The sequence below is a fragment of the Chthonomonas sp. genome (assembly GCF_035294165.1).
GTDB lineage: Bacteria > Armatimonadota > Chthonomonadetes > Chthonomonadales > Chthonomonadaceae > Chthonomonas.
This window is the reverse complement of sequence record NZ_DATGLN010000049.1, coordinates 1-18,144: the sequence shown is the minus strand read 5'-3', so window position 1 is coordinate 18,144 and position 18,144 is coordinate 1. Positions and strand designations below refer to the sequence as shown.

Annotated in this window: 15 protein-coding genes; 10 read left to right on the top strand and 5 right to left on the bottom strand. The window is 54.4% G+C overall.

The window, feature by feature from the left end:
• Window positions 1-43 precede the first annotated feature (43 nt).
• From typA to VKV29_RS01905, 6 genes are all read left to right on the top strand, one after another.
• Entirely contained in the window at window positions 44-1,873 is a 1,830-nt protein-coding gene (typA, locus tag VKV29_RS01930; protein ID WP_324199608.1) for a translational GTPase TypA, read from the top strand.
• 206 nt (window positions 1,874-2,079) lie between these two features.
• Window positions 2,080-2,277, top strand: a complete 198-nt coding sequence (locus VKV29_RS01925) for a hypothetical protein (RefSeq protein ID WP_324199607.1) — start codon at window positions 2,080-2,082, stop codon at window positions 2,275-2,277.
• A gap of 8 nt (window positions 2,278-2,285) precedes the next feature.
• On the top strand, window positions 2,286-2,543 hold the full coding sequence (locus VKV29_RS01920) for a M50 family metallopeptidase (RefSeq protein ID WP_324199606.1): 258 nt from the start codon (window positions 2,286-2,288) through the stop codon (window positions 2,541-2,543).
• A 39-nt stretch (window positions 2,544-2,582) separates the two neighbouring features.
• Entirely contained in the window at window positions 2,583-2,921 is a 339-nt protein-coding gene (locus VKV29_RS01915) for a site-2 protease family protein (RefSeq protein ID WP_324199605.1), read from the top strand.
• 25 nt (window positions 2,922-2,946) lie between these two features.
• Window positions 2,947-4,119, top strand: coding sequence for a site-2 protease family protein (locus tag VKV29_RS01910; protein WP_324199604.1), 1,173 nt, complete (start codon window positions 2,947-2,949; stop codon window positions 4,117-4,119).
• Between the two features lie 74 nt (window positions 4,120-4,193).
• The gene (locus VKV29_RS01905; protein WP_324199603.1) at window positions 4,194-5,399 is read left to right on the top strand and encodes a C45 family peptidase; all 1,206 of its coding nucleotides are present in this window, start codon (window positions 4,194-4,196) and stop codon (window positions 5,397-5,399) included.
• On the opposite strand, the gene VKV29_RS01900 is transcribed toward VKV29_RS01905, so the two are convergent.
• The 4 genes from VKV29_RS01900 to tsaD form a co-directional block, all read right to left on the bottom strand.
• Window positions 5,383-6,636 (bottom strand): FAD-binding oxidoreductase, encoded by a 1,254-nt coding sequence (locus tag VKV29_RS01900; RefSeq protein ID WP_324199602.1) that lies wholly within the window; start codon window positions 6,634-6,636, stop codon window positions 5,383-5,385. The genes VKV29_RS01905 and VKV29_RS01900 overlap by 17 nt on opposite strands.
• A gap of 117 nt (window positions 6,637-6,753) precedes the next feature.
• Window positions 6,754-8,025, bottom strand: coding sequence for a transaldolase family protein (locus VKV29_RS01895; RefSeq protein WP_324199601.1), 1,272 nt, complete (start codon window positions 8,023-8,025; stop codon window positions 6,754-6,756).
• Window positions 8,026-8,414: 389 nt separating this feature from the next.
• Complete coding sequence (locus VKV29_RS01890) at window positions 8,415-9,686, bottom strand: RNA methyltransferase (protein WP_324199600.1); 1,272 nt, start codon at window positions 9,684-9,686, stop codon at window positions 8,415-8,417.
• 10 nt (window positions 9,687-9,696) lie between these two features.
• Complete coding sequence (tsaD, locus tag VKV29_RS01885) at window positions 9,697-10,710, bottom strand: tRNA (adenosine(37)-N6)-threonylcarbamoyltransferase complex transferase subunit TsaD (RefSeq protein ID WP_324199599.1); 1,014 nt, start codon at window positions 10,708-10,710, stop codon at window positions 9,697-9,699.
• A 125-nt stretch (window positions 10,711-10,835) separates the two neighbouring features.
• Between tsaD and VKV29_RS01880 the strand changes: the two genes are divergently transcribed.
• The 4 genes from VKV29_RS01880 to VKV29_RS01865 all read left to right on the top strand — a co-directional run bounded on the left by VKV29_RS01880 (window position 10,836) and on the right by VKV29_RS01865 (window position 17,135).
• The gene (locus VKV29_RS01880; RefSeq protein WP_324199598.1) at window positions 10,836-13,427 is read left to right on the top strand and encodes a GH116 family glycosyl-hydrolase; all 2,592 of its coding nucleotides are present in this window, start codon (window positions 10,836-10,838) and stop codon (window positions 13,425-13,427) included.
• Between the two features lie 199 nt (window positions 13,428-13,626).
• The gene (locus tag VKV29_RS01875) at window positions 13,627-14,652 is read left to right on the top strand and encodes an NHL repeat-containing protein (protein WP_324199597.1); all 1,026 of its coding nucleotides are present in this window, start codon (window positions 13,627-13,629) and stop codon (window positions 14,650-14,652) included.
• Between the two features lie 248 nt (window positions 14,653-14,900).
• Window positions 14,901-15,881, top strand: a complete 981-nt coding sequence (locus tag VKV29_RS01870; protein ID WP_324199596.1) for an NHL repeat-containing protein — start codon at window positions 14,901-14,903, stop codon at window positions 15,879-15,881.
• 234 nt (window positions 15,882-16,115) lie between these two features.
• On the top strand, window positions 16,116-17,135 hold the full coding sequence (locus tag VKV29_RS01865) for an NHL repeat-containing protein (RefSeq protein WP_324199595.1): 1,020 nt from the start codon (window positions 16,116-16,118) through the stop codon (window positions 17,133-17,135).
• Between the two features lie 48 nt (window positions 17,136-17,183).
• On the opposite strand, the gene VKV29_RS01860 is transcribed toward VKV29_RS01865, so the two are convergent.
• A partial coding sequence (locus tag VKV29_RS01860) for an AAA family ATPase (protein ID WP_324199594.1) occupies window positions 17,184-18,144 on the bottom strand: 961 nt, incomplete at its 5' end.

The following is an 18,144-nucleotide window of genomic DNA, read 5'->3' as shown; positions in this document are numbered from 1 at the left end:
CATTGTAATCTCTACCATTCGAAAGTTAGATATCCTTTCACATATGCATCTGAGTACCATCCGCAATATTGCAATCATCGCCCACGTGGATCATGGCAAAACAACCCTCGTAGACGGCTTGCTTCGTCAGGGAAATGTCTTTCGAGCGAACCAAGATTTGGGAGAACGGATTCTCGACAGCAACGCTCTGGAGCGCGAACGCGGCATCACCATCGTTAGCAAAAACACCTCTGTCTTCTACAAGGATACTTTCATCAACATCGTAGATACCCCCGGCCACGCCGATTTTGGCGGTGAGGTCGAGCGCGTGATGAGCATGGTAGATGGCGTCCTGCTTCTCGTGGATGCGGTAGATGGCCCCATGCCACAAACCCGCTTCGTAACCGCCAAAGCCCTCGCCATGGGGCACAAGGCGATCCTCGTTGTCAACAAAATTGACCGACCGGATGCTAGGCCCGATTGGGTCGTTGACCAAACCTTCGATCTCTTTGTGGAACTAGGTGCCAACGATGCCCAACTCGATTTTCCCATCGTCTATACCTGCGCCAAAGCAGGCACCGCTACACTTGATCTCGCCCAACCCGGCCGTGACCTTAAACCCCTTTTTGAAACCATCCTTGCCCATATTCCTGCCCCGCAGGGTGACCCGAACGCGCCTTTCCAAATGCTTGTGTCCAATCTCACCTACGATGACTATCGCGGACGCCTTGCGGTAGGCAAAATCTTCGCCGGCACCATCCATCCAAACGATAACGTCGCTATCATTAGCCGAGACGGCCAACTGCGACCGGCCAAAGTTGTTAGCGTGTTCGTTTTTGAAGGGCTTAAAAAAGTGGAGCGTCCTCAGGCCCAAGCCGGCGAGATCGTGATCCTCTCCGGCCTCGAAGATATCGCCATCGGTGAAACCGTAACCTCTCGCGATACTCCGCAACCAGTTCCGCCCATTCAAGTCGAAGAGCCAACCCTACGCATGAGCTTTGGCGTGAACACAAGTCCACTTGCCGGTCGCGAAGGGCAGCACGTCACCAGCAGAAAACTGCGCGAACGCCTTTTCCGAGAACTAGAAACCAACGTGAGCCTTAGAGTTGAGGAGACAGATAGCCCGGATGTGTTCCTGGTCAGTGGGCGTGGTGAGCTTCACCTGGCCATCCTCATCGAAACGATGCGGCGCGAAGGCTTCGAGTTCCAAGTCTCTCAGCCAGAAGTGATTTTCCATCAGGATGCCGACGGGCAGCGGCTCGAACCCTATGAACAGGTGCAAATCGAGGTTGCAGAAAACTATCGCGGCATCGTCATCGAACAGATGGGGCGCCGCCGGGGCGAACTGCAAAATATGTGGCAAGAGAGCGGTAACGTCCATTTCGCTTATCTGGTGCCCACGCGGGGCCTGCTCGGCCTTCGCAACGAACTGCTAACGGCCACCCGCGGCACCGCCGTCATTAACAGTCTGTTCGCCGGCTACTATCCCTACGCCGGCGACATCAGTCGCGCCAGTCGTGGTTCCCTTCTCGCCACCGAAATGGGGACGGCGACACACTTTGGCCTCTCCAACGCAGAAGAAAGGGGCACCCTCTTTATCGAGCCGGGTACGGAGGTCTATCCCGGCATGATCGTCGGGAAACATCAAAGAGATAGCGATCTCGAAGTGAATGTGTGCAAGACAAAGCACCTTACTAACATCCGATCTTCAACCGCAGAGATCGCCGTGCGCCTCACTCCTCCCACCATTCTAAGCCTCGATCAGGCCCTGGAATATATCGGGCCGGATGAGCTTGTGGAAGTCACACCAAAATCCATTCGTATGCGTAAACGCATCCTCGACCCCAATCTTCGCCGCCGCCTAGAGAAAGCCCTCATCGGCACGAAATCCTAAACACATCCTCAAACCTCGGCGCAATTGCCCTCTAACTTCCCAAACAGCACACGGGCACGTAAACACCATTAGATATATGCCGAGAGCACCTCGGCAGCTACAGAGACGCACTCAAAGCCCCACTCACTGGCCGCTGCGTCGCCGTCTACTATGCTGAAAAGGAGGAAATGGGAGGTGAATATAGTATCTTAGTGTAATAGGGAACCATGCAGAGGAAAGTCTCAAATGGCATCTCAACCACCACCGCAATACAGACCGCGACATCGAGCCAGCCGTTTGACCTTACCCATCGCCACGGTGAAAGGCGTGTCTACGAACTGCATGCGCCCTTCTGTTTCTGGTGGCATTCTTTGCCACGTCCGTTATCCGCACCCCAAGCCATTTTGGGACAATACTCGGAGTAACACTCCTCGTGTTTCTTTTTATTGGCACCAGTGTCCTGTTCCACGAATTTGGACATGCAGTGATGGCTTTGCGACGCGGACTAAGAGTATATCGGATCGTTCTTGGCATCTACTTCGGCTACACTGTACGTGAGAGGTCCTCTAACCCAAAAGACGATCTGCTCGTTGCGATGGCAGGCCCCGCCGCTTCGCTCCTGTTAGCCCTGCTTGGCTTAACGGTTTTCTATGCTAACAATCTGCAAATCTCCGCCCTTTTCTCAAGCTAGCCCTTAGACCTTGCCTCTATAAACGAACCGGCCCGATCGGTGGTGGCCTTCTTCGCGTTGCTCGGGCTTTATAACCTCTGGCTCTGCTGTTTTAACCTGCTGCCGCTGCCCCACTTCGACGGTGGGCATATCCTCAAAGCTCTCTTTACCCTCGCAAGCCCCACGCGCTCCGCCCAGCTCTCTCATGCGCTCACACACCCATCAACGCCCACCATCCACCTAGTTGGCCTTCTCCTTTCCCTCATGCTCTTGCTCATCGGCTATCTGCTAGGCGCCCATAACCGGTCATCCGGCATGGCAATCGCCTTCGTAATTGCCGTTCCGCTTTTTGCCGTCTCCATTTTGGGTATCATACGTTATCTCTTTCGACGTAGATAGAATAAACGAGGGAAAGGAGTGTTGTATGACAAACTTCCCACCACAACAACCGGAAAATCGGACGACATCGCCACCCCAAGGGCCACAACATTCTTCCGATTCAAGCTCCCTGCGCTTGGCGGTCATCGCAGGCATCCCCATACGCATTCACTTTACCTTCTTACTGCTGCTTGTCTTTGTGGCGGCAACGGGGCTTGGAGGCAATCAAGGCCATACCTGGATCAGCGTGATCTATGTGATTCTTCTCTTCGCTTGCGTGCTGCTACACGAACTCGGTCATGCCCTTACCGCAATGCGTTACGGCATTCGCACCTACGACATCGTCCTCTACCCCATCGGAGGTGTAGCGAGACTGCAAAACCTACCGGACGTGAAGTCGGAACTCTGGATCGCTCTGGCCGGCCCTGCTGTTAACGTGGTGATCGCTGTTCTGCTAGGCATCGCGATCGCGGCAGCGCGCGTTCCCTTCGACCCCGCGCAAGTCTCTGCCCCCATCCCACGGCTCGTCGTAGATCTCTTCTGGTCTAATATCGCTCTTTTTGCCTTTAATATGCTTCCAGCGTTTCCGATGGATGGGGGGCGCGTCCTACGCTCCTTTCTCGCCCAACGTATGGATGTTCTGGCGGCTACCCGAATCGCGGCCAGCATTGGGCAGGGATTGGCGCTGCTTTTAGGGCTGTGGTCCATCTTCACCCTTAATCTGCTACTTCTCATCATCGCCGTTTTCGTCTTCGTCGCTGCCGGCCAAGAGGCGAACGCCTACCAAACGCATGTGCTAGCTACAGGGCACACCGTGCGCGAAGCCATGCTGCGTGATTTTCATACTCTTAGCGTTGGCGACACTCTGCGCACTGCTGCCGAAAAGCTACTTTCCGGAAGCCAACACGATTTTCCGGTTGTCTTCGGCGAGGAGGTGCAGGGGGTGCTGACACGCGCCGACTTGCTGCGTGGTCTTGCACAGGAAGGGCCCGATGCCTACGTAGCCGGCGTGATGCAGCGAGACTTCACCTACGTCTACCCCGATACCGATTTGGAACAGGTACTCCAAGCGTTCACACCCAATCACCCCATCTTAGTAATGGAGCCGCCTCAAAACCCCACCAACTCGCCGAAACTCATCGGCATGCTAAACCAAGAGAACGTGCTCGAATTCTTGATCATCTCGCGCTTTAACTCGCGCCCGCATCGCTCAAACTAACGATGTGGTAACCGGCAGGAATCTCGGGTTCAAATAACGAATTTGTATTTTAAGCTACCGAATGGAGGCTGGCTATGCGCTTTATGCGTTTTTACATCTATGCCCTTGTCTTGCTGATGCTCGCCATCGGCACTTGCCCGTTGCATGCGGCACAACCACCGGTAAACGTGGCTCTGCACGGGAAACGCTTTACCGTTGGAGCCGGTGACAACCGCCTAACCGTCCTCTATCTGCAGGGCACTCCCTATGAAATGGGTTATGCCCATGGGAAACTCTGTGCAAAAGAGGTGCGCTATCTGGCTGAGCAGGTTGCCCCGCTGATGATGCTGGGAATGGGGTGTTCTCCCTCTCGCGTGGATGCCATCTGGAAACTCTATGAAAAGCATCTACGCCCCGACTATCTTGAAGAGTTGAAGGGGCTTGCGGACGGTTCCGGCGTTCCTTTAAGAGACATCGAGCGTCTATCGGCCATTCCCGACATCTCTCAATGGAGCTGCTCCTTCTTTGCCGCAGATGGAAAAGCAACGGAACACGGCGATCCCATCCAAATACGAGCGCTCGACTACACCACCAATGCCGGCATTCAAAAGTACCCTGCACTCATCGTCTACAAACCAAACCATGGGGTGCCTTTTGTGAATGTGGGTTGGTTGGGCTTCTGCGGAGTGGTTACTGCGTTGAATGCGGATACCATCGCCATGTCGGAAATAGGCGACGATTGGGACAAAAAAACAAATAATTTCGACGGGCGCCCCCTCACCTATGTGATGCGCGATGCGGTGCAGTTTGGCACAACGCTTCAAGAGGCGATCCATCAGGTGCGCGACTACCCGCGAACGCTCTCCATCCTTTACTGCCTTTCATGGGGCAAAACCGGCCAGATGGCCGCCCTGCAAACCAGCCATGATAAGTGCTACGTGTACAACTCGACCGATCTGCCCTTCCCTACCAAACCCGGTATGGTCTATATGTCAATGGGCATGAATAGCAATTGGAACGCCAAACTCGGCCATGTGCTCCTCCAAGACTACGGTCACATCACCGTTCCGGTCGCCGAACAGATCATGCATGAGCTGAAAACCGGCAGTCTCCACGCCGTGGTCTTTAAACCTGCCACGGGCGACCTCTGGGTGGCCAACGCCACAGCGCATCAAATGGCCTATGACAGGCCATTCCTGCATTTCAACCTGTTCAAAGCGCTGTCTGATCCCTTCTTCAAGCAACCGGCACCCAATTCCACAGCACAAGAAACATCCTTAGCACCTACAAACGTCCGATAAAACGTCCCGGGTTAAAGGTGCTATGCGGATCAAGCGACTGCTTGAGGTGTTTTTGCAACGGAAAATCCGCTCGTAACAGACCCCATCGCTCCTCATATTCAAGATCGGGGGCAATGGGGTCTAATCGAGTCCAAATAAAACGTGATTGAGGTGACGGCAGCAGTTCCCGTACACGCTTCGGTGAAAGCAGGTTAAGCGCCTCAGCTGCGATATCTACGATTCCACAGGCGCAATCCGCCGTTACCTGCAGGCTCGATTCGGCACCGATCCGCTCTAAAAGCGAGGTTACTTCGGTCGGCAAGCAAGAGATGCGTACCGCCAAAGGCGTCGTAGTAGATAGTCGTGCCAGGCGATTTTGCCACTCCTGCTGCCTTTCCTGCGATAGCTCTTCAGGCGCCATAGAAACGCCAAGTTTTCTTACAAGATCGGTATAGGCCTCCGTTTGCCACTCTACACGCTTTTGGCTACCCTGCAAAAATAAGACGACCTGCGGACGTAAAGCAAGCTCATTGGTAACCCAGTAGCCCACGGCGGCAAGCTGCGCTTGATAAAGCTCAAAGGCTATCCTTGCTCCTGTGGCAAGATCGGCTACCTCCCAAACAAGCGTGCGTTGAAACGCCGGGGCGGTGTGGACCTTGAACGTTAACTCGGTAAGAAAGCCTAAAGTTCCCCACGATCCGGTAAAGAGCTTGCAAATATCGTAGCCGGCCACGTTTTTTACAACTTTACCTCCACCTCGAACCTCAACGCCTCCAGACATTATCGCCCGAACGCCGATCAAAATGTCGCGTGGAGTTCCATAAGCCGCCCGCCAAAAACCACTTTGGGCGCTGGCCACAATGCCACCTAATGTAGCCCTATCAGGCAAAGGCACATCGAGCGCCAAACGCTGATGGTGCTCCGCCAAAATACGCTGCAAACTTGCAAGTGTCATTCCGGGTTGCACCGTCACCGTGAGGTCATCCGGTTGATAATCTATGAGAGCATCCAGATGCGCGCTGCTCACCAACACCGTTGGCTTACTCGGCCCGTAGCCAGTATGCAGACGCGTTCCCCCACCTACCGGAACAACGCCAACACCTACCTCTTCTAGCCTGCATATCAATGAAGCAAGCTGAGACGTCTCCTTAGGACGCAATATAGCGAAAGGGGGCGGTTGCCACCAGCTTGGCCAGGGAAAAGCGTCAGAGGAGAGGACGCCATCGTCCCCAACGATGTCACGAAGTAAAGCTAGCAAACTATCGCCTGTCACGTGTTTCAATTTCGCGAAAGCACTAATGAAATCCTGCTGTTCACAAAACACGAGGGAGAGCTTCGCTCCCCCTCAGCTCAACGGTTCTATGGCCAGTTGCTCTTAGGCCTCCGCGATCAGTTTACGGATGCGAGCATCCAATGCTTCCTGGTCAACTATGAACGACTGTAAGGCCGATTCGGTCATTAAGTCATCCAGAGAGGCTCGCCCCTTCCATCGGGCGAAATCGGGTATTTTGCCTTTCTCGCGAATCGCTTTCTGCTCCTCCGGTGTAAAGTTACTGAAAAGGCGAGTTCCATGGTCTCGATCTGCCTGCCGCAGGTCGTTTCCGGTTAAGTGAACTCCGCCCCTGGCAGCAAGCTCCTTCGCAAACGCTTTGAACGCATCATCTATCGTCCAAAGGAGGGCGATCTGACGATGGGTTTCGGCATCGGCGTCAGAGTTTAGATGCACCTCATAATCCTTATTCACGCACGATTCGATGCTCTCCGGCTTTGGATGAGCGGCATAGAACTCTTCGACCGCTTTTGGAGGGGCAGTATACACGTCCACACCGGCCAGTGTTAATAGTTGTTCCCCGCTTCGCATCGAAGCGGCGATCTGACGTGTAGGAATATCCGGGTGGCTCTCGCGCAACTCCCGTACCGCTCGCTGTGAGGCCAAGGTCGCTTTCTCACCAACGAACTTACCATCGCCAAGGTGATTATCGGCCACCACAGAGTTCAATCGTCCTAGAAACACGTTACAGTAATTCGGCTTCGAGAGCAGTGTGGCCAAATAGTTCTGGCGGGCAGAGAAGCCAAGCGTGTAGTTAATGGGAATGCCCTCGGCGCGAGCGCGAGCGACGGCACAAAATCCCTCCGGTGTCATGGGAATTTTCACAATGAAACGATCGGGATAAACTGCGTAGTACCTCTGCGCATAGCGCACAGTCTTCTCGATGTCATGGGCGATAGAGGGATGCAGCTCTACGCTAACGAAAGCATCGAAAGCGCTCACAAGCCGAAGAGCGATGTGACAGTTGATAACGAAACCGATGTCCATCACCAAATCGTCTAAGCTGACATTTGGCTCGACATCCCGAATCCGTCGGGCCGCCTCCTTAATATCTTCATCCATAATCCCGGTCTGCACCACCTGGTTAGCTAGGGTGTTGTTAGTGGTCAGCGCCGAGAACTCTTGTTTCCACAACTTACGCGCAGCCTCTAAGTCCCCCGTATCCATCCAGAGTTGTGTTCCCAGTAGACGCAGTTTTGCTAGCGCCGGGTCGCTGGCCACATCACGAACTCGTTCCGGTGGGTTCTTAACTTGGGTCGCCAATTCGGCGACAAGGGCCTCACGCCGTGTCATATCCGATAGAGAAATCGTTGCCATTCTGTTTACTCCTTTCCTGCTTTCTTATCAGGAAAAACCTGAGAAGCTCGCTACCGCCGCGAATGCCATGATGTTATTCCATAGAAAATACGGCAAGGGAACCGCCATCTCTCCAAAGCCACAGGCCGGCAAAAGAGAAAACCTCGTATTATGCCGACACCATTGTTGTACCTCTCTAACCCTCCCCCATGCAATCCTAACTCCGCCTGGCTCGCCCCTGACTCCGCACCTACAAGTTATACGACGCTTTCTGCCATCCCGCCATCTCTTTTCAGAGAGGAAACGAGCAAGCCAATTCGCTAGGCCTGCCAATAGGCAGAGAGAACAGCGACAAGCAAGCTTCCCTGAAGTGTGCGGCTTCTCGTCAGAAAGCAGCTACCAGGTCACTTCTATATTGTACCTGTGGAATTCGATGTCGTATCTCTTTGCGGATACTCGGCGCACAATTGCCGTTGAATCTCGTAAAGCAGAATGCCTGCAGCAACGCCTACATTGAGGGAATCTTGACCGGCCATCATCGGAATCCGAACACGATGGGTACAGACGGCAAGCACCTCTTTTGTCAGGCCGTGCTGCTCATTGCCTACTAACAAAAGTAGGGGTGGTCGAAAAGCCCTTTGCCAGAGAGTCTCCCTCGCAGAACCGGTTGCACCTATTACCTCCATACCCTTTGCCACAAAACTTTGCAAGGCTGCCGGTAAGTTGTCGCAATACAGTAGCGGCATCCGTCCTACGGCACCCCGTGCCGCTCGAACGCAGTTTTTATGGAACGGGTCCGATCCCTCTCCTACCACCACAACCCCTTCTGCCCCAGCCGCATCGGCAGTTCTCAATGTCATTCCAAGGTTGTCGGGATTAGAGATATTCTCGGCGATCAATAGGACCGACTGAGGACCTAGATAAAAATCGCTCAACGCGCGCAGTCCTGCCTCAACAACCGCTATAACGTGCGGAACAGGTCGCGTTGTGGTGAGCTTAGCCATTAATCCTCCATTCAGGCATGCTCTCGGTACCTCCTTCAAGCCAGCCTGTTCGTATAGCTGATGACCTAAAGGATCGCTCCTCAACTCCGGAGTATACAGCAGCCAGTGGATCGGCAGCCCATCCTCGACTGCACGCAGACACAACAACTCTCCCTCGATGGCAAAGAATCTATTGGTTTTACAGGCCGTTCCGTGCAAAAGAGAGCGAACTTCAACGAGAACCGCGTCTCTGCTTCCTTCCACCATGTGCTCCACAGGAGATCGCCTTCCGCGCCTTCGCCCGATCACCTTGCAAAGTGCGCCTTCCGTTCTGTTTTCTTCATGCATGTCTATCAAGTCTGCAATCCCGTTACACATCCACTCGGCCAGGAACCCCAATTCAACCGGCCGCCCACGTGGCAGCGTCAACAGAAGCTCTCGTAACGCGCGCTCATCGCTGGCGTATAGCAGAAAGGCCCGGCACATCGTATCGTTTATACCCAGAGCCATCACACCACGTACTTCACCGGCTAGCCCCCTACGCAGAACCCACTGAATAGGGATAGAATCGGAAAGGCCTATCCATTTGCGAACCTGAACATCCAAATTTTCAGGGGAGCATAGCGAATGACCGGCCATGCAATCCTTGATCAACCCCCTCAGAGCAGGCTCCTGCTTCAAAATTTCTAACAGCTCCAAAGTTTCCCCCTTAAGTAAGTTGGAACGTAGCTAGCGGAGCCGTTGCAAGGGTGTCAAAACTTAAGGCATCCGGCCCACAGGTATGGTATCGCCAATAACCGGCGGCGGCGATCATGGCCGCATTATCGGTACAAAGCATCGGATCAGGCATCACCAAATGAACGCCCTCCTCAACAGCCATCGCTTTCATCCGACGTTGCAACAGCCGGTTGGCCGCTACCCCCCCTACAACACATGCTGTGTTTACCCTTGTCGCCTGCAAAGCACGACGCAACTTCGTCACCAACACATCCACTATAGCGGCCTCATAGGAGGCCGCTATATCCGCCAACGGGGTGGCACCACGGTCTTTCTCCAAAAAAGTACGTAAGGCCGTTTTCAGCCCGCTGAAGCTAAAATCTAGCCCTTCAGAGATCATGCCTCGCGGGAAAGGAACACGATCTGGATCGCCGCTCTCCGCTAGTTTTGAGAGGTTAGGCCCTCCAGGATAGGGGAGACCAAGCAACCGCGCCCCCTTGTCAAAAGCCTCACCGGCTGCATCATCACGGGTTGCCCCCAACAACGCATAACGGCCGTATCCTTCCATCCAAACAAGCTGTGTGTGCCCACCGGAAACGATCAGCGCCACGATTGGGTGCCTCTCATGAAGTGTACAATCTGCAAGAAAAGCTGAATAAAGATGCCCCTCTAAATGGTGTACGGCCACAATAGGCCGATTCAATGCCATGGTCAGCGCTTTTGCCGCCGAAACACCCACCAACAGAGCGCCCAATAGCCCTGGCCTATTCGTCACGGCAATAAGCCCAACCTCATCTAGCGTAGTCTCACCAATCGCCAACGCTTCCCGTAATACCGGTATAAATCGCTCAACATGGTGCCGCGAAGCAACCTCCGGCACGATCCCACCATATCGCGCGTGCAGGTCTACCTGGCTGGCCACAATGTTAGAACGGACTCGTGCTCCACTCTCCACAACAGCCACCGACGTTTCGTCGCAACTTGTCTCTATGCCTAAAACTTTCATCTCAGCCCATTATACCTCTCCCTCAACTATGATTTGCTTCACAAAAAACCTACCCTCTCCCCAAACAGGAGTCGCGAAGACCTATGACGAATAACCCCTCCAAACGCAATAGGTCTGGAAGGTCTATGCCAAGCAAATCTACCCCGCACCGCCACATCTACCGTGGCAATAGGTTACGCGAGATCGCCTTTCCTCTCGGTGGCATCGGCACCGGCACCCTCTCACTTGGTGGCCGCGGTGACCTAAGAGATTGGGAGATATTCAACCATCCCGGTAAGGGCTTTCACCTGCCTTTCACCTTCTTCATCGGTTACTTCGAGAGCGAAAACGGCGAAGGTTTTGCCCGTGTGCTTGAAAGCCGTATTCCACCCCCCTATAGCGGCTCTTCCGGTCTGCCAACCGGCAGGGTTCCAGGTCTCCCTCGACTACGTTCTAACACCTTTCGAGGGGAATACCCATTCGCATGGCTCCATTTTCATGATGACCAACTGCCCGTGCAACTCTCACTAGAGGCGTTCAATCCGTTCGTTCCCATGGATGTGGAAAGCTCGTCGCTGCCCGTTGCGTTCTTTCGGTGGAAGGTTCGCAACCCCACGGAACGTGCCCTATCCGTAACCATCGCCCTCTGCCTTTTGAACCCCATCGGCCTCACCGGCCACGAACTTCCCGGTAGCCGCTACCATCAACAGCTTGGACGCAATCTCAACACCTGGCAAGAAGAAAACGTCTTGCGCGGCATCTTGATGACCGGAGAAAAACCCCAACCCTCCGACCCTCACTACGGCGATATGGCTCTCATGACCGACTGGCCTAATGTCAGCTTCAGGCTTCGATGGGAGCGCGCCGGCTGGTGGGATGATGCCCAAAACTTTTGGGACGATTTCGTGCAATCAAAAGGACACCTTGTCAGCGATCCTGAGGCTTCCCTTTCTCCCGATCATCAAAGCGATGTCGCCACCCTTGCACTCCATGCGCATCTGGCTCCCAGAAGCAGCGTTGAATTGCCATTTCTCATTGCCTGGCGTTTTCCCAACCTTGTTAACTATTGGAACTCAGAGCCTGAGGTGCGGGGGAAATATATCGGTAACCACTATGCCACTCGTTTTAATTCTTCGTGGGCAGCCGCTCGCCATACCTTCGAGAATCTGGCCGATCTTGAAAAGACGACTCGCGCTTTTCACCATGCCCTCTATCACTCCACGCTGCCACCATACGTCCTCGATGCGGTAGGAGCGAATATCTCCATTCTACGCTCTCCCACCGTTCTGCTCACCGCCGATGGCCGCATGAACGCATTTGAAGGCTGTGGCGACAGAGGAGGCTGCTGTCCGATGAACTGCACGCATGTATGGAACTACGCGATGTCGGCAGCTTTCCTCTTTCCGTCACTTGAGCGCAGCGTGCGCCTCACCGACTTTTGCCATAATACCCGCCCCGATGGCCACATGGCGTTTCGGACTCTGCTACCTCTTAGCCCAACTCTATGGCAGTTCAAGCCGGCCGCCGACGGTCAAATGGGCACCATCCTTCGCGCCTACCGTGAATGGACACAGTCTGGAGATAGGCAGTTCCTTCAGACCGTTTGGCCGGGGATACAGCTCGCCCTCGAATTCGCCTGGCAGCCCGGCTCTTGGGATTCCGATCAAGACGGCGTCATGGAAGGCGAACAGCACAATACCTACGATATCGAATTTTATGGTCCGAACCCTCTCTGCAGCATCCTCTACCTCGGCGCCCTCCGAGCTGCGGAAGAGATGGCCAAGGCATTGGGCTTCCACGAGAAGGCCACCGAATACCGACAGCGCTATGAACAAGGCGGCGCTCGCCTTGTTGAACTTTTGTGGAATGGGGAGTTTTTCCGCCAAATCGTTACCACCACGAACTCCGGCACGCCTCAACAAGCAACTCCCAAACGGCTACCTCTAGAAGCAGAGCCACTCCATCAGTTCGGGGCCGGCTGCCTCTCCGATCAACTCTTAGGTCAATGGATGGCACATATCGTTGGCCTTGGCTACCTGCTGTCACCCGAGTTTGTTAAAAAAGCGATAGAATCGGTTTTCTACTACAACTGGAAACCCGATCTGTCACAACATGCCAGCGTCCAGCGTTGTTATGCTCTTAATGACGAGTCGGGGCTTCTGCTCTGCACCTGGCCACACGGCAAGCGGCCACGCTACCCATTTCCCTATGCCGACGAGGTGTGGACAGGCATTGAATATCAGGTGGCTGGCCATCTGATCTACGAAGGCAAGATCGAGGAAGGCCTTGCCATTGTACGGGGTGTACGAAATCGTCATGATGGAGAGCGCCGCAACCCGTGGAATGAGTTTGAATGCGGGCATCACTATGCCCGTGCGCTCTCGTCGTGGGGTCTACTTCTCGCACTCAGCGGTGTTCGCTACTCTGCCCCCACAAACACCCTAGACATCCTCCCTCGGTGGCCTGCCGATCCGTTCCAGTGCCTTTTCACTGCTGGCACAGCCTGGGGCACCGTGAATTTAGACCGGAAAGGGGTTTTAGAGCTGGCGATACTTTGGGGTTCTTTTGAGCTTGCCAGCATCCGCCTGCCTCCCATCTTCGGGCCAAACACCACGGCTTTCCTGCAGAAACAGCCCATCTCGGTTACCTACCAAGACGCGATGCTACATCTTCAGCCAAAACTATCCCTCACTCTAGGCGATAAGCTTCGCATAGCAGCCTCTTCAGGTTCATCGTGAGGGAACCGAAGGCCCCGCCTATCTGTCAAAGAAAGTACATTAAGGAGAACTTCAACCGCTCTTCGGCGCGTCATAGACTACATGCAGGATTCTGTAGGGAAAGTGCCAAAATAAAGGGCGTGCGTTTATAAACGCCGATCACCCATGGTAAACCTAATCCAATGTTCGTTGAAAATCTCTAACTTCGGGGGGAATATGTATGGATAGACGTAAGTTTCTGCAACTTGGCCTTCTTGCACCTTTCGCTCTTTTGGCAGGCTGCGGTGGAGGCGGTGGTAGCCCTTCCTCTGGTGGCAGCGGTGGTTCTGGTGGAGGCTCTGGCGGCGGCAGTGGTGGCTCTGGCGGCGGAAGCGGAGGCACGTCCGGGCCGGCTATCTATGTGACTGATCAAGGAAACGGCCGCGTCGTTAAATTCAACGACTTCAACGGAACCGGTTGGACAACCTTCGGTTCTCTTGGCAGTGGCACAGGACAGTTCAACTTGCCTGGCGGGCTCGTCGTTGATAGCCAAGGGCGTATCTACATCTCCGACTTCCAGAATGCCCGCATCGTGCGGATCAACGACATGACCGGTTCCGGCTGGGTTGCTCTCAGCAGCCAAGTCTCTCTCGTAGGGCCCTACGATGTTACTCTGGACAGCTCCGGTTACATCTATGTTGTTGACTTCGGCGGCCAACGGATAGTTCGTGTGTATGATATGAATGGAACCGGAGCCGTGGCGCTCGGACAATTGAACAATCCAGGATCGGGGGTAGGTCTCTTCCACGGCCCGGTTTCTGCAACGGTGGACGCCAGTGGCCATATCTATATCGTGGATTCCAACAACAACCGCATCGTGCGCGTCAACAATATGAGTGGCTCTGGGTGGATTAGCTATGGGGTAGCAGGCAACGGTCAAGGACAGTTTAACCAGCCTGGAGGTATTGCCCTCGACAGCAGTGGCAACATCTACATCTCCGACACTCTTAACCATCGCATTATCCGTATAAGCGACATGAACGGAACCAACTGGATGGCTTTCGGAAGCCAAGGCAGCGGTGTTAATCAATTCGCCGGTCCTGTTGGTATCGCTATCGACTCCCAAAATCGCATCTATGTGGTAGATAATGGCAACAACCGCATCGTGCGCATCAACGATATGACCGGAACGGGATGGACTACCTACGGCACTAACGGTAACGGAGTGGGCAACTTCATTAGCCCCTTCGGCATTGCGCTGCATTAATACCCCCCAAAGCATATCGTGTTACGGGCATCCACTCCTTCCTCGCGGATGCCCGTAACTATTTCTCTCCCCAAAGCTCGATACCGCCTTGAAACTGCCTTTGCGTGCTTTCGCTAAGGTAGGCTCCCGATACATCTCGCCTTTTGGGAGAAATGCCCAACTTAGCTAGCAAGTCCAAACCCTAAAATCGGTTATACTAAAACATGGTTCTTGCGAGAGGAAATAAAGGTTCATCGAAGGGATTAGGAATGGAACGACGTGAGTTTGTTAAGCTGGCTGTGTTTACTCCCCTAGCCCTCCTTACCGGTTGCGGCGGTGGCAGCGGTGCTCCTTCATCCGGCAGTGGTTCTGGCAATAGTGGCGGCCCCGGCCCCACCATCTATGTGACCGATCAGGGCAATAATCGCGTGGTTAAATTCAACGACTTTATCGGCACAGGATGGACAACCTATGGTTCGCGGGGCAGCGGCACAGGGCAGTTCGGCCTTCTCGGAGGCATCGCCGTAAATAGTCAAGGACACATCTATGTGGCGGACTATACCAACGCTCGTGTTGTCTCCTTTAACGACATGAGCGGCACCGGTTGGACGGTGCTTAGCAGCGCCATCTCTTTGGTCGGTCCCTACGGCGTAACCCTGGATAGCAACGGCCTTATCTACATTGCCGACTTCGGTGGGCAGCGCGTCATTCGCGTCAACGACATGACCGGCGCCGGGGCGCTCTATCTGGGCAGCTATAAACAAGCGGGTACCAACCAGGGTCAGTTTAACAATCCTACCGCTGTAACCCTCGATACCTCCGGGCACATCTATATCGTGGATTCCAACAACAACCGCATTGTCCGCGTAAACGATATGACGGGGGCAGGTTGGACAACGTACGGCGTTGCAGGCTACGGTCAAAATCAGTTCAACCTCCCCAGTAATATCGCCCTCGATAGTAAAGGCAATATCTATATCGCCGATACCCTCAACCACCGCATCGTGCGTGTGAGCGATATGAACGGAACCAACTGGACGGCCTTCGGAACCCAAGGAAACGGCATCAACCAGTTTACCGGCCCTACAGGCATTGCCATCGACTCCCAAAATCGCATCTATGTCGTAGATAACGGCAATAACCGCATCGTGCGCTTTGACGACTTCAATGGCACAAACTGGATAGCCTACGGTTCCGGTGGTAAGGGTGTGGGCAATTTCTCAAGCCCCTTCGGCATCGCGCTGCACTGAGCCTTTCTGGTGTGGGATAGACCATAGAGCCTGTTTCTGCTTCAGCTTCTGTTTGTTGTTTTTTATAGGTGCTTTGAGGGGTGTGAAATATTTCACACCCCTTTTTTTGCTTTCCATCGTATAATAGTATGTGGGCTGTGAGCAACTACACTCTCTTCTATCCTGCAGGTAGTGCTCAGCATAAACCCACAAATCTAATCTATCACAAACATCTCTCCGGGGAGGACATGCAACATGAACCGAAAAGAGTTCCTTAAATGGAGCGCCATCGCGCCTCTGGCCGTTTTAGCAGGGTGCCACAGCGAGCAAAACGGCTTGAATGCACCAACAGCCCCATCAAGCACCCCCACCACCACGAACGCGGCGCCCACCAGCACTCAAAACCCTGCCGAAGTGGCGAGTGTTAAAGACGCCATCTACGTGGCGGACCCAGGTAACGACTGCATTGTGCGCTTCCAAGACTTCAATGGCAACGGCTGGACAACTTTCGGAGGCCATGTCAGCGGTTTCTTAGGCCCCACCGCCGTTGCCTTAGACAGTAGCGGACGCATCTACCTTACCGACAGTTTCAATGACCGCATCGTGCGCATGGACGATATGAATGGCAAAAACCTTACGGCCTTCGGCTCAACAGGCAATGGAAACAACCAGTTCCACTACCCCGTCAGCATTGCCATAGACGCCAAAAATCGCATCTATGTTGCTGATGATCAAAACAATCGTATCGTCCGAATAGACGATATGAACGGTACCAACTGGGTCGCCTACGGCACCAATGGAGTTGAGGAAGGTCAATTCCAATCGCTAAAAGGGATCGCGCTCGATAGCAAGGGCAGAATCTACATAATGTCCCGAGACCGCATCATCCGCATTGACGATATGAACGGCACCCACTGGACGACGTATGGCACCTCTGGAACCACCAAAGGGACCTTCTCGAACCCCGAACAGATCGCCCTCGACAGCCACGATCGCATCTATGTCTGCGATCTGAGCAACAATCGCATCGTTCGCATCAACGACATGACCGGTAATGGTTGGGTCGCCTTCGGAACGGCCGGCAGCGGCACCCATCAGTTCAACTTCCCTTGTGGTGTTGCCCTCGACCCCCAAAACCGCATCTATATAGTGGACCGAGGTAACTATCGAGTCGTGCGTGTAGATGACATGAACGGAACGAACTGGGTGACCTTGGGATCACAAGGAACGGGTCAGGGCAAGTTCTACAATCCCTCCTATATTGCCTATCGCTAAAAAATGGGGAAGCGGCGATGACGCCGCTTCCCCGCGCTAGCCCACCCTTTAACTTCCGACAGCCGTCGCCTCAACGACTTCAGGCGCGCGCTGGAAGGAGAGAACCCCCTCCGCGTTTGCGTCTACAAGAATGTGGTCGCCCTCACGAAACTCACCGGCCAGTAGTTTCTGGGCCAACGGGTCGGCAATCAACCGCTGGATAGCCCGTTTAAGCGGCCGCGCCCCATAGACCGGATCGTAACCGGCCAACGCAACCGCCTCACGCGCCTTCGGGGTGAGCGTCAGAGAGATCTTCTTCTCGGCCAGACGCTTGCGTAAAAGCCCGAGCTGTATCTCCACAATCTCCCGAATCTCCTCCATCGTCAGGCTCTTGAAGAGGATGATCTCGTCAATGCGGTTCAGAAACTCCGGCCTAAAGTGGGCTTGTACCGCCTCCATGACCCGCTGTCGCATGAGAGCTGGATCGGTAAGGGCAAGCTCCTGAATGATGTGGCTGCCGATATTCGAGGTCATGATCACCACGGTGTTGCGGAAATCCACCGTGCGTCCCTGCCCATCGGTCAACCGTCCATCATCCAAAAGCTGCAGCAGCACATTGAAAACGTCGGGATGAGCCTTCTCGATCTCATCGAACAGGATCACCGAGTAAGGCCGGCGCCGAACCGTTTCCGTCAGTTGGCCTCCCTCCTCATAGCCCACATATCCTGGCGGGGCACCGATCAGTCGCGCGACAGAATGCTTCTCCATGTACTCGCTCATGTCAATGCGCACCATGGCGCGCTCGTCGTCAAAGAGGAACTCGGCCAAAGCTCGCGCCAACTCCGTTTTACCCACGCCGGTCGGACCGAGGAACATGAAACTGCCGATAGGCCGGTTCGGATCGGCCAAACCGGAGCGCGAACGCCGAACCGCGTTGGCCACCGCCGTAATCGCCTCGTCTTGCCCAACCACGCGTTGGCGCAGTCGCTCCTCCATGTGGAGCAGCTTCTGCATCTCGCCCTCCAACATA

Bases quoted from the DNA above. Each gene is read 5' to 3' on its own strand.
- typA (WP_324199608.1), top strand. From the start codon at position 44: ATGCATCTGAGTACCATCCGCAATATTGCAATCATCGCCCACGTGGAT.
- VKV29_RS01925 (WP_324199607.1), top strand. From the start codon at position 2,080: ATGCAGAGGAAAGTCTCAAATGGCATCTCAACCACCACCGCAATACAG.
- VKV29_RS01910 (WP_324199604.1), top strand. From the start codon at position 2,947: ATGACAAACTTCCCACCACAACAACCGGAAAATCGGACGACATCGCCA.
- VKV29_RS01905 (WP_324199603.1), top strand. From the start codon at position 4,194: ATGCGCTTTATGCGTTTTTACATCTATGCCCTTGTCTTGCTGATGCTC.
- VKV29_RS01895 (WP_324199601.1), bottom strand. From the start codon at position 8,025: ATGGCAACGATTTCTCTATCGGATATGACACGGCGTGAGGCCCTTGTC.
- tsaD (WP_324199599.1), bottom strand. From the start codon at position 10,710: ATGAAAGTTTTAGGCATAGAGACAAGTTGCGACGAAACGTCGGTGGCT.
- VKV29_RS01880 (WP_324199598.1), top strand. From the start codon at position 10,836: ATGCCAAGCAAATCTACCCCGCACCGCCACATCTACCGTGGCAATAGG.
- VKV29_RS01875 (WP_324199597.1), top strand. From the start codon at position 13,627: ATGGATAGACGTAAGTTTCTGCAACTTGGCCTTCTTGCACCTTTCGCT.
- VKV29_RS01870 (WP_324199596.1), top strand. From the start codon at position 14,901: ATGGAACGACGTGAGTTTGTTAAGCTGGCTGTGTTTACTCCCCTAGCC.
- VKV29_RS01865 (WP_324199595.1), top strand. From the start codon at position 16,116: ATGAACCGAAAAGAGTTCCTTAAATGGAGCGCCATCGCGCCTCTGGCC.